We start from the raw sequence: 11,208 nt of genomic DNA on the forward strand, positions 1-11,208 counted from the left end.
CCTGCGTGGCAGCGCTCACCCGCGCCCGGGGAAGCCAGAACTGGAGAACGTCCATGCTCGAGAACGAGCCAGAGGGCGGAGAACGGACCGGCGCGGAGCCGGCCGTCGACGCCACCACCGCAAACGGCAGCACCGAGAGCACGAGCACGCAGAGCGCCACCGGAGAGGCCGCGGCCGCGCAGGGCGGCGGTGCGGAGACCGCGACCGCGCAGGGCGGCAGCGCCGAGGGGCCCACGCGGCGGCGTACCACCCGGCGCCGTACGTCCAGCACGACGAGTGAGTCGGCGCCGACCGGCGTACCGGCCGAGGCGCCCAGCACGGCCCGGACGACCAGCGGAGAGGCGTCCGACGCCGAGGTGCTGGCACCGGTGGCCGCAGAGATCGAGTCCGCACCGAAGGCGACCCGTCGGCGCCGCAAGGCCACCACGGCGGACAAGAAGGACGACACCGGACTTCCGGCCGGCGAGACGAGTGCGGCCGGCGAGACGACCGCGGCCGCTGACCCGGGTACGCCTGCGGCCGGCCCTGACGACGCGGCGGTCGAACCCGTACCGCCGGTGAAGGTGACCCGTACCCGCCGGAAGAAGGCGGCGGCACCTCTCGCCGAGCCGACCGAGACGTCCGTCACCCCACCCGTGGCCGCCGAGAGCGCCCCGGCGGCCGGCGAGGTCCCGGTGACCGGCTCCGATGTCGGCGCTCCCGCCACGCCGGAGTCGACCGGCGGCGCCGGTCGCCCGGTGGCCGGCGGCCCGGCCGAGGCCGAGCCGGCGGCCGAGGAGGCGCCCCGGGGACGCCGGCGCCGCGCCGCGCTCTCCGCGCCCACCGTGCTGTTCATGGCCCCGGAGCCGGAGACTCCGCCGGCCCGGGCCGGCGTGGTCGAGCCCGCTCCGTCGACCCGGCCGACCGAGGCCGAGGCCGAGGGTGAGCCGGTCGAGCCGGTCGAGGGCGTCCGGCGGCGCCGCCGGGGCCGGCGTGCCGGCGAGCCGGCCGTGCTGGAAGCCGAGCCGGAGGCCGAGGCCGAGGGCGTCGCCGACGAGGAGGCCCTGGACGTCATCGACTCCGAGGAGGACGAGGACGAGGAGACCGCAGCGGCCCGGCGTCGTCGGCGGCGTGGTCGCCGGGGTCGGGGTCGGGGCAAGGGCACCGCGGACGATGCCGAGGAGGGCGACGAGCCGGTGGCCGAGGCGGGGGTCGAGGCCGGGGCCGACGAGGACGAGGACGAGGACGGCGAGGCCGGTGACGGGGTGACCCGCCGCCGCCGCCGGCGCCGGCGCAAGGGCGCCGGAGACACCGACGGTGCGGCCGACGACGGCGTACACACCGTTATCAAGATCCGCGAGCCCCGGAAGACCGTGGACGAGGTGCAGGGCGTCTCCGGCTCGACCCGGCTGGAGGCCAAGCGCCAGCGCCGCCGGGACGGTCGTGAGCAGCGGCGTACCCGGCCGCCGATCCTGAGCGAGTCGGAGTTCCTGGCCCGCCGGGAGGCGGTCGACCGGGTGATGGCGGTACGCCAGCGCGGCGACCGGACCCAGATCGCCGTACTGGAGGACGGGGTGCTGGTGGAGCACTACGTCACCCGCGCCTCCGCCGGCACCATGGCCGGCAACGTCTATCTGGGCAAGGTGCAGAACGTGCTGCCCAGCATGGAGGCGGCCTTCGTCGACGTCGGGCGCGGCCGCAACGCGGTGCTCTACGCCGGCGAGGTCAACTGGGACACCACCGGCCTGGAGGGGCGGGCCCGCTCGATCGAGCAGGCGCTGCGCTCCGGCGATTCGGTGCTGGTGCAGGTCACCAAGGACCCGATCGGGCACAAGGGCGCCCGGCTGACCAGCCACATCGCGCTCTCCGGGCGGCACCTGGTCTACGTGCCGCACGGCAACGCCTCCGGGATCAGCCGCAAGCTGCCGGACACCGAGCGCAAGCGGCTGCGCGACATCCTGAAGAAGCTGGTGCCGGACGGCGCCGGTGTGATCGTCCGGACCGCCGCCGAGGGTGCCAGCGAGGACGAGCTGGCCCGGGACGTGAAGCGACTCCAGGCGCAGTGGGAGGACATCCAGGCCAAGGCGGCCGAGGGCGGCGCCCCGGTGCTGCTCTACGAGGAGCCCGACCTGGTGATCCGGGTCGTCCGGGACCTGTTCAACGAGGACTTCCGCGAGCTGGTCGTGCAGGGCGACGAGTCGTACGACATGGTCGAGTCGTACCTCTCGCACGTCTCGCCCGACCTGGTGCCCCGGCTGCGCCGGCACACCGGTACGGCGGACGTCTTCGCCGAGCGGCGGATCGACGAACAGATCCTCAAGGGGCTGGACCGGAAGGTCTTCCTGCCCTCCGGCGGCCACCTGGTGATCGACCGTACCGAGGCGATGACGGTGATCGACGTCAACACCGGCAAGTACACCGGTGCCGGCGGCAACCTGGAGGAGACGGTCACCCGGAACAACCTGGAGGCGGCCGAGGAGATCGTCCGGCAGCTCCGGCTCCGCGACCTGGGCGGCATCGTCGTGATCGACTTCATCGACATGGTGCTGGAGTCGAACCGGGAGCTGGTGTTGCGCCGGCTCACCGAGTGCCTGGGCCGGGACCGGACGAAGCACCAGGTGACCGAGATCACCTCGCTCGGCCTGGTCCAGATGACTCGGAAGCGGATCGGTGCCGGACTGCTGGAGGCGTTCAGCGAGACCTGCGACTGCTGCAAGGGCCGGGGCGTGATCATTCACACCGAGCCGGTGTCGGAGAAGTCCCGCTCGGGCGCGGGGGACAAGGTCAAGGCGGTCGCCTCGGCCACCGGTACCCCGGCACCGGCCTCGACCCCGGTCTCCGAGGCGCCGGCCGGCGGTCGGCGCCGGGGCCGCAAGGCGGCCGCCCCGGAGCGGGTGGTCGTCGAGGTCTCGGAGGACTACGACGACACCATGGGATACGACCTGTCCCGCTACGAGGCGGAGACCCCCGGGGCCGACGACATCGCCGAGGCCGCGCCGGCCGAGTCGATGCGGCTGGCCGGTGCCGGCGACCCGGACGGTATCGAGGACACCGTTGACCTGGACGCGGAGGCCGAGGCTGCGGAGATCGGCGGCAGTCGTCGCCGGGCCCGACGCGGCGGCACCCGCCGCCGTACCCGTCCCTGACCGGGCTGCCCGGGAAGACGGGTTTGGTCCGCTGATGCCGGCGGTGGCTACGCTGGTCACTCCCTCGCGGTCCCCCGACCGGTCGCCGACCACCGTCGGCGCCGGTCGCGCGGGGCCAGCCGCACCCCCGGAGGAGAAGACCATGCGACGCCTGCTGGTGACCGCCGCTATCGCCGCCGCGCTGTTCGCGGCGGTCGGCTGCTCGGGTGAGCGGGACGGCGCCGCCGCACCCGGCCCGTCCGGCGGCCCGTCGGCCGGAGCACCGTCGTCGGGTGCCGCGACGCCGGGCACCAGCCCGGGTGGGTCACCGGCGGTGGACACCCGTCCGGCCGGGGGCAACGGCAGGGAGGTCTGCGCGGCCGCCACCGAGGCCGCCACCTCCTCCGTGCAGACCTTCGTCTCCGAACTGGGCAAGTCGCTCCAGGCAACGAGTACCGGCGACTCCGCCGGGGCGCAGGCGGCGCAGCGCAAGGCGGAGGCGGCGTTGCAGACCTGGGGCAACGCGATGCGGGAGCAGTCCGCCCGGGCCACCGACGAACGGCTCAAGACGGTACTGGCCGAGATCGCGACCGAGATCGGCACGATGAAGGCCACCGTCGAGTCGGTCGACGAGAACAAGCTCCAGGAGTTGCAGCAGCGGCTGGACGCGCTCTGCCCGAGCTGACCCGACCGGCCCGGGGCAGGGCTGGCCACTCCGGCTCTCGCCCGGCGCGGTCTCATCCGGCATGGGGAGGGCGGCGAGCCTGGTCGCGGGCGCGCCGACCGGCCCCGGGAGCGGGCCCGGTTTGGGTGAGCGGCCCGGCATGGCGTACGCTAGCCTGCGGCGCTGATTACGTGCCACGTTCTCGCGTGCCCGCCCCGCACCCCAGTGCGGTCGAGTTGGCCGTCGCGAACACCCACCCGCAGCCTCAACGACAGGGAGTCCGCGTCCGATGTACGCGATCGTCAAGACCGGCGGCAAGCAGTACAAGGTCGCCGAGGGCGACGTGATCGAGGTCGAGAAGCTGGTTGGCCAGCCCGGCGACGCGATCAAGCTCGCCGCCGTCCTCCTCGTCGACGGGGACACCCTGGTGACCGACGCCGCGCAGTTGGCCAAGGTCGCGGTGTCCGGCGAGATCGCCGCACACACCAAGGGTCCGAAGATCCGGATCCACAAGTTCAAGAACAAGACCGGCTACCACAAGCGCCAGGGTCACCGCCAGCCGCTGACCCAGGTCAAGGTGACCGGCATCACCAACGGCAAGTAAGCCCCAGCGGAAAGACAGGTCGTCCTCAGATGGCTCACAAAAAGGGTGCGTCCAGCTCGCGGAACGGTCGCGACTCCGCGGCGCAGCGACTCGGCGTCAAGCGGTTCGGTGGGCAGGTCGTCAGCGCCGGCGAGATCCTGATCCGGCAGCGGGGCACCAAGTTCCACCCCGGTGACCTGGTCGGTCGCGGCGGCGACGACACGCTGTTCGCGCTGGCCGCCGGTGCGGTCCAGTTCGGCACCAAGCGCGGCCGCAAGGTCGTCAGCATCGTGCCGTCCGAGCGGTAACGTCAGCTTTCCGGCGGAGCGGGCCGCGGACCTGGTGTCCGGGCCCGCTCCGCCGTTTCTCGGGCACCGGTCGACCCGTGCCCGGCCCTCCGGCCGGGCGGACGACCTGTGCGGTATCCGGCGCCGCCGGTCGGCGCCGATGAAAGGATTGGCAGCGTGACGACGTTCGTTGACCGGGTCGTACTGCACCTGCAGGCCGGTGACGGCGGGCACGGTTGCGTCTCGATCCATCGGGAGAAGTTCAAGCCGTTCGGCGGGCCGGACGGCGGCAACGGCGGGCACGGCGGCAGCGTGTCGCTGGTGGTCGACCCCCAGGTGCACACCCTGCTCGACTTCCACTTCCGGCCGCACGTCAAGGCCGATAACGGCAAGGGCGGCGCCGGCTCCAACCGGGACGGTGCCAATGGGCAGGACCTGGTGCTCAAGGTCCCGGACGGGACGGTTGTGCACGCCATGGACGGTTCGGTGCTGGCCGATCTGGTCGGTGCCGGCACCACCTTCGAGGTGGCCCGGGGTGGCCGGGGTGGCCGGGGCAACGCCTCGCTGGCCAACGCCCGGCGCAAGGCGCCCGGCTTCGCCGAGCTGGGCGAGCCGGGGGACCGGCTGGACGTCGTACTCGAACTCAAGAGCGTGGCCGACGTTGGCCTGGTGGGCTTCCCGTCGGCCGGCAAGTCCTCGCTGATCTCGGTGCTCTCGGCGGCCAAGCCGAAGATCGCGGACTACCCGTTCACCACGCTGGTGCCGAACCTCGGCGTGGTCCGGGTCGACGAGCACACCTTCACCGTCGCCGACGTGCCGGGCCTGATCCCCGGGGCAGCCACCGGCAAGGGGCTCGGGCTGGAGTTCCTGCGGCACATCGAGCGCTGCGCGGTGCTGGTGCACGTGGTGGACGCGGCCAACCCGGAGCCGGGGCGCGATCCGCTGGCCGACATCGACGCCATCGAGGCCGAACTCTCCGAGTACGGCGGGTTGGCCGACCGGCCCCGGCTGGTCGTACTCAACAAGATCGACATACCGGACGGGCGGGATCTCGCCGAGATCGTCCGGCCCGACATCGAGGCCCGTGGCCTGCGGGTCTTCGAGGTCTCGGCGGTGACCCGGGAAGGGCTGCGCGAGTTGACCTTCGCACTGGCGGAACTGGTCGAGCAGTCCCGGGCGGTGGCGCCCGACCTGGAGCCGACCCGGATCGTGATCCGGCCGGTCGCGGTCGACGACGCCGGCTTCACGATCGAGGCGGCGCCGGACGGCGCGTACGTGGTGCGCGGGCAGCGGCCGGAGCGCTGGGTCAAGCAGACCAACTTCGACAACGAGGAGGCGGTCGGCTACCTGGCCGACCGGCTGGCCCGGCTGGGCGTCGAGGAGCAGCTCGCCAGGGCCGGTGCCGAGCCGGGCAGCCTGGTCCGGATCGGCGAGCGGGAGTTCGACTGGCAGCCGACGCTCTACGCCGGTGCCGAGTACGTGCCGAGCGCGCGGGGCACCGACAGCCGGCTGGCCGAGAAGGTGACCCGGCCGAGCGCGGCCGAGCGGCTCGCCGCCCGCAAGGCCCGCCGGCAGCGACCGGAGGAGGTTGCCGAGGAGCCGGCGCCGGACGGCACCGTGGACCGGCCGGACGGCGGTACGGCAGCGGGCGCGGATTAGTTCTCTACGCTCCGTACCGGGGCCACTTGGCCGAAACCTTGTTGAAATGCCCGGTGGTTAGCGTCGATGGTGTGCTGATCGAGTCGCGTGCGTCGTCGGATCCCGAGCTGGCCGCCCTGGTGGTGGCCCAGCAGCGTGAGCTTCGGGAGGCCGACGGCGGTCTGGACGGGCAGGTGTTCATGCCGCACGACGACGCCCGCTACCTGGTGGGCGTGGTCGCCGGCCGGGCGGTCGCCTGCGGCGCGATCCAGCCGCTGGACCGGGACACCGCCGAGGTCAAGAGGATGTACGTGCGGCCGGCGCAGCGGGGCCAGGGCTTCGCCCGGCAGTTGCTCGGCGCGCTCGAAGAGCTTGCCCTGCGGGCCGGGCACACCGTACTGCGGCTGGAGACCGGCAGCTACCTCCCCGGCGCGATCCAGCTCTATCTCTCGTCGGGCTACGTCGAGATCCCGGTCTACGGCGAGTACGTCGACAACCCCTACAGCGTCTGCTTCGAGAAGCGCCTGCCGGGTGCGGGATCGGCCACTTCAGGGATGCAGTGGCTCGCCGGGCGGGCCGAGGCCACCGCCTCCCTGAGGTAGCGCGATCTTTCCCGACGCGGTCGGCCGGCTCTTGCGACGAACCCCTCAACCCGCCCCGTGCGGTCCGTGGTGGCCGCAGGTGGAAGTCGGGGCGTACTCGCCGCGCGGTTCAGGGCGAAAGTTCAATGGCTGAGTAGGCCGATGGCGCGTTTTGCCCGGTGCACCGTGTCGGCGGCATTGTCCCGGGCCCGTTCGGCGCCGTCGGCGAGTACCCGCCGGACGTAGCCCGGGTCGCGGGCCAGTTCCGCGTAGCGGAGCCGGATCGGCCGGAGCATCGCCTCGATCGCCTCGGCGACGGCGTTCTTGAGCTGGGCGTACGACCGGTAGTCGGCGGCCAGAGCCGCGGGTGAGCCGCCCAGGCAGGATGCCAGGATCTCCAGCAGGTTCGCCACGCCGGGCCGGTGCCGCGGGTCGTACCCGACGGTCCGGCTCGGGTCGGTCACCGCGCGCAGCACCTTGCGACGGATCACCTCGGGCGGATCGAGCAGGAAGATCGTGCCCGCCCCGCTGGCACTGGTCTTGCCCATCTTCCCGGTCGGGTCGGCCAGGTCCATCACCCGGGCCGACACCGCCGGATGGACGGCCCGCGGCACGGTGAAGGTGTCGCCGTACCGGGCGTTGAACCGGGTCGCCACGGTCCGGGTGAGTTCGAGGTGCTGGCTCTGGTCGTCGCCGACCGGCACCTCCTGCACGTCGTGCAGCAGGATGTCGGCGGCCATCAGCACCGGATAGCTGAGCAGGCTCAGCCGGACCTGCCGGTGCTGCGTCGACTTCTCCCGGAACTGGATCATCCGCTGCGCCTCGCCGTAGCCGGTGGCGCACTCCAGCAGGTAGTGCAGTTCGGTGTGCTGCGGCACCTGTGACTGCACGTAGAGCAAGGCCCGGTCCGGGTCGAGGCCGGCGGCGAGCAGCACGGTGGCCTGTTCCAGGGTGAGTGCCCGGATCTGCGCCGGCTGGTGGGTGACGGTGAGCGCGTGCAGGTCGGCGAGGAAGACGATCGTCTCCGCCCGGTACTGGCCGGCGACGATCGGCCGGATCGCACCGACCAGGTTGCCCAGGTGCAGGTGACCGGTTGGCTTGAGGCCGGTGATCCGGCGTACCGCCGGGGTGTTCGGGGCGAGCGCGGTGGCTGCCGGAAGCGATGAGGTCGGGGCCATGGGGTGCTCCTTACCGGTTTGGCCGCCGCCCCCGGGTGAGCACATGCGAAACGGCCGCCCGGAGGGCGGCCGTTGGCTGTTGTTCGGGTACGCGGATGCGTGGGCCGCCCGTCAGGGCAGCCACCAACCGTTCGAGGTCATCCGCACCCCTCCACGGTAGCAGGGACCGGGACCGCCCGGCGGCTCCCGGCGACCGGTCGGGGCGGCCGTCGTCGCCGCCCCGACCGGTCGCCAGGACCGTGATCGTCCGGGTCAGCCGGTCGGCACCACGCCGACGTTGAGTTCGGCGACCGAGGTCCACCGGTTGCCGCTGACCTCACCGAGGGCGCGGAGCCGGATGTACCGGCCGCTGATCGGCGGGATCGTCACCGTCTGTTCCGCCGCGCTGTTCGGGAAGGTGCCGGTGGCCACCGGTGTACCCCAACTGCTCCGGCTGTTCGAGACGTACACCTCGTAGCCGGTGATCCGGCCGGCGGTGTTCGAGCCCTGCCGGGGCAGGTAGTACAGCCGGTTCACCGTCCGGGCACTGCCCAGGTCGAGGTCGATCCAGTGCGGGTGGGACGAGGCCGACAGCAGTCGCTGGGTATGCCAGATCGACGACGTGTTGCCGTCCCGTACGTTGGTCGCCCGGCCGTTGACCAGCAGCGTCTCCTGGCTGTCCGCCCCGGCCACGGTCCACGCCGACTGCGGGAGCCGGATGCTGCCGGACTGCGGGTTGTAGCTGGCGGTGTAGTTGGTCGGGCTGGTCGGCGCGGTGATCACATGGGTCTGCGCCCCACCGTCGGACCAGGAGCCGAAGACGTACGGCACGCCGCCGAGGGTCTGCGGGGTGACCGCGCTGACGGTGTTGCTCGACCCCTGGATGACGGTACGGGTGAACGGTGCCGCCTGTGCGGTCGCGCCGAACACCAGTTGCAGGCCGGCCGGGCTGGAGTCGAAGGTCAGGTCGACGGTCTTCGGGTCGAGCCGCACGCTGGTGCTGTGCGACAGCCCGCCGCTGTCCGTGGCGGTCAGCACCAGCTCCAGGTAGGACGGATATTCGTGGTCCGGCCCGAGCATGCTGCCGCTGGTGCCGGTGAAGTCCTGCAACGTGTGGGTGTGGCAGTTGTCCAGCGTGTAGCAGTGGTGCAGCAGCATCCGCCAGTGCAGCGCGCTGGCCGGCAGGGTGCCCTGGTCGGGGTCGGTCGCGTGCCCGGTGAAGCTGATCTGGTCGTTGACCGCCCAGGTGAAGGCGCTGCCCGGGGTGTCGATCACCGCGATCGGCATGCTGTTGCCGGTCTGGATCGGCACCGTCTGGGTGCCGGAGGCGTTCAGCGTGTCGTAGACGGTGAGCCGGGCGGTGTACGGGCCGCCGGCCGGGTAGGTGTGCGAGGCCGTCGGCGTGGTGGCGTCGATGGTGCCGTCGTCGGTGAAGTCCCACTCGTAGCGCAGCCGGCCCGCATCGGCCGGGTCGGCGTCGGAGGATCCGGTGCCGTCGAAGTTCACCGTCAGCGGTGCGGTCCCGGAGGTGGGTGCGGCGGCGATCGACGCGACCGGTGGCTGGTTGCCGGGGAAGTAGCGGATCCGGCGCACCGAACCGGCGTGGTCGACGTAGTAGAGGTCGCCGCCCGGCCCCATGGCCAGGTCGACCGGGTTCGCGGCGGCGCTGCCGAAGGTACGCCGGTTGGCCGCCACCGGCAGCCCGCCGGGTGCGGCGGGCAACATGGCCCAGATGCAGTCCCGGGAGTAGTCGGAGAAGAAGAGCGCGCCCGCGTACTCGGCCGGGTAGCTGCCGCCGGCAGCCGGATAGAAGGCGGCACCGGAGACCGAGGAACCGCCGGTCGGGCAGGCCTCCCCGGCCACCACCCGGGCCGCGTGGTCGTACGTGTAGAACGGCGCCGTCTGCCCGGCCCCGCTGTAGAGCCTCTCGCAGATGTCGAGGTTGGCGCTGTCGTAGCCGCTTTGCCGCCCGGCGCCCTCGAAGCACGGCCAGCCGAAGTTGGCTACCCCGGCGGTCGGCTCGACCACCCGGTTGACCTCCTCCCACCGGGTCCAGCCCACGTCGCCGAGCCACACCTCATTGGTGCCGGGCCGGATGGTGAACCGGAACGGGTTGCGCAGCCCCTGCGCGACGATCCGCCGGATGTTCGGGTCGGGGCTGGCCGCCGACGGGTTGCCGGACGCGGCGGCGCCGGTCAGCGGGTCGAGCCGCAGTACCGTGCCGTCCAGGCTGGTCGGGTCGGCGGTGGTCCGGGAGTCCTGGGAGCGCAGCGCGCCGCCCTCGGCGGTCGGCGCGGACATCGTGCCGCCGGGCGGGTCGGCGCAGGGGTTCGGCGGGCTGCCGAGCTGTCCGTAGTCGACCAGGTCGTAGCTGGCCCCGTCCCCGGCGGTGGCGTAGAGGGTGCCGTCGGCGCCGAACCGCAGGTCACCGGTGGCGTGGCTGGCGTACTGCTGGCACCAGTCGTCGATGAACACCTGCTCGGTGCCGGTCATCGTGTTGCCGGCGGCGGTCAGCCGGGAGAGCCGGCCGGTGACGATGCACCGCCCGCCGTTGGTACCGCCGACCGAGGCGCAGTTGTCGTTCCAGTACGGCGCGGTCTGTCCCGGCGGGGCGTCGTAGGCGTAGAGCACGTAGACGTACGGCTGGGTGGGGAAGTCCGGGTGCAGGGCCAACCCGAGCAGTCCTCGGTCGTGCTGGTTGTGCACGTTCGCCGAGAGGTCGGCGAAGACGGTCGCGGTGGTGTCGGCGAGGTCGTCGTACACCTTGATCCGGCCGCCCTTCTCGGCGACGAAGATCCGTCCGTCCGGGGCGAACTCGATGTTGGTCGGCTGGTTCAGACCGGTGAAGACGACCTGCTCCTGGAAGCCGGTCGGCAGCACCACCGCGGCGGCGGGTGCCGTACCGGAGAGGGGCGCGGCCAGCGCGGCGACCAGCGCGACCGCGACTCCTGTCCGCAGCAGGCGGGCGACCGGTGACGGTCGTGCGGAAGATGGCATTCGTTCCCCTAACTTGGCGCAGCTCCAAGTAGTGCACGGTGCGACCTTCGCGCCGGCCCGAGACCGGTGCACAAAGGACCTGTCACGCTAGGGGGAGGGGCGGAGCGCGGCAGCCCGGTCCCGCCCGGAGTGAGCAATTCGTGATTACGGGCTAACCGTACGTCGCCTGATGTTTGGGGATGATGCCGTCCGGATCC

8 protein-coding genes are annotated in these 11,208 nt (G+C 72.5%); 6 read left to right on the plus strand and 2 right to left on the minus strand.

Annotated elements, in window-relative coordinates; translation table 11 throughout:
* Window positions 1-53: 53 nt before the first annotated feature.
* The 6 genes from AAH979_RS25035 (at window position 54) to AAH979_RS25060 (ending at window position 6,878) form a co-directional block, all read left to right on the plus strand.
* Window positions 54-3,125, plus strand: a complete 3,072-nt coding sequence (locus tag AAH979_RS25035; protein ID WP_346260571.1) for an Rne/Rng family ribonuclease — start codon at window positions 54-56, stop codon at window positions 3,123-3,125.
* A 142-nt stretch (window positions 3,126-3,267) separates the two neighbouring features.
* On the plus strand, window positions 3,268-3,789 hold the full coding sequence (locus AAH979_RS25040; RefSeq protein ID WP_346260572.1) for a hypothetical protein: 522 nt from the start codon (window positions 3,268-3,270) through the stop codon (window positions 3,787-3,789).
* A 268-nt stretch (window positions 3,790-4,057) separates the two neighbouring features.
* Window positions 4,058-4,372 carry a 50S ribosomal protein L21 gene (rplU, locus tag AAH979_RS25045; RefSeq protein WP_346260573.1) on the plus strand — a complete coding sequence of 105 codons (315 nt, stop codon included), beginning with the start codon at window positions 4,058-4,060 and terminating at the stop codon, window positions 4,370-4,372.
* Window positions 4,373-4,401: 29 nt separating this feature from the next.
* Window positions 4,402-4,659, plus strand: a complete 258-nt coding sequence (gene rpmA / locus AAH979_RS25050) for a 50S ribosomal protein L27 (RefSeq protein WP_101367567.1) — start codon at window positions 4,402-4,404, stop codon at window positions 4,657-4,659.
* Window positions 4,660-4,815: 156 nt separating this feature from the next.
* Complete coding sequence (obgE, locus tag AAH979_RS25055) at window positions 4,816-6,297, plus strand: GTPase ObgE (RefSeq protein WP_346260574.1); 1,482 nt, start codon at window positions 4,816-4,818, stop codon at window positions 6,295-6,297.
* Between the two features lie 71 nt (window positions 6,298-6,368).
* Window positions 6,369-6,878 (plus strand): GNAT family N-acetyltransferase, encoded by a 510-nt coding sequence (locus AAH979_RS25060; protein WP_346260575.1) that lies wholly within the window; start codon window positions 6,369-6,371, stop codon window positions 6,876-6,878.
* A gap of 122 nt (window positions 6,879-7,000) precedes the next feature.
* Here the strand turns inward: AAH979_RS25060 and trpS are convergent, their stop codons facing one another.
* Both trpS and AAH979_RS25070 read right to left on the minus strand, forming a co-directional pair.
* Complete coding sequence (gene trpS / locus AAH979_RS25065) at window positions 7,001-8,035, minus strand: tryptophan--tRNA ligase (RefSeq protein WP_346260576.1); 1,035 nt, start codon at window positions 8,033-8,035, stop codon at window positions 7,001-7,003.
* A 252-nt stretch (window positions 8,036-8,287) separates the two neighbouring features.
* Entirely contained in the window at window positions 8,288-11,011 is a 2,724-nt protein-coding gene (locus AAH979_RS25070) for a PQQ-dependent sugar dehydrogenase (RefSeq protein ID WP_346260577.1), read from the minus strand.
* Between the last annotated feature and the right edge of the window lie 197 nt (window positions 11,012-11,208).

This window comes from Plantactinospora sp. ZYX-F-223 (assembly GCF_039649625.1).
Classification (GTDB): Bacteria; Actinomycetota; Actinomycetes; order Mycobacteriales; family Micromonosporaceae; genus Plantactinospora.

Excerpts from the sequence above, each read along its gene's own strand:
- AAH979_RS25035 (WP_346260571.1), top strand. The coding sequence starts at position 54 with ATGCTCGAGAACGAGCCAGAGGGCGGAGAACGGACCGGCGCGGAGCCG.
- AAH979_RS25040 (WP_346260572.1), top strand. The coding sequence starts at position 3,268 with ATGCGACGCCTGCTGGTGACCGCCGCTATCGCCGCCGCGCTGTTCGCG.
- rplU (WP_346260573.1), top strand. The coding sequence starts at position 4,058 with ATGTACGCGATCGTCAAGACCGGCGGCAAGCAGTACAAGGTCGCCGAG.
- rpmA (WP_101367567.1), top strand. The coding sequence starts at position 4,402 with ATGGCTCACAAAAAGGGTGCGTCCAGCTCGCGGAACGGTCGCGACTCC.
- trpS (WP_346260576.1), bottom strand. The coding sequence starts at position 8,035 with ATGGCCCCGACCTCATCGCTTCCGGCAGCCACCGCGCTCGCCCCGAAC.
- AAH979_RS25070 (WP_346260577.1), bottom strand. The coding sequence starts at position 11,011 with ATGCCATCTTCCGCACGACCGTCACCGGTCGCCCGCCTGCTGCGGACA.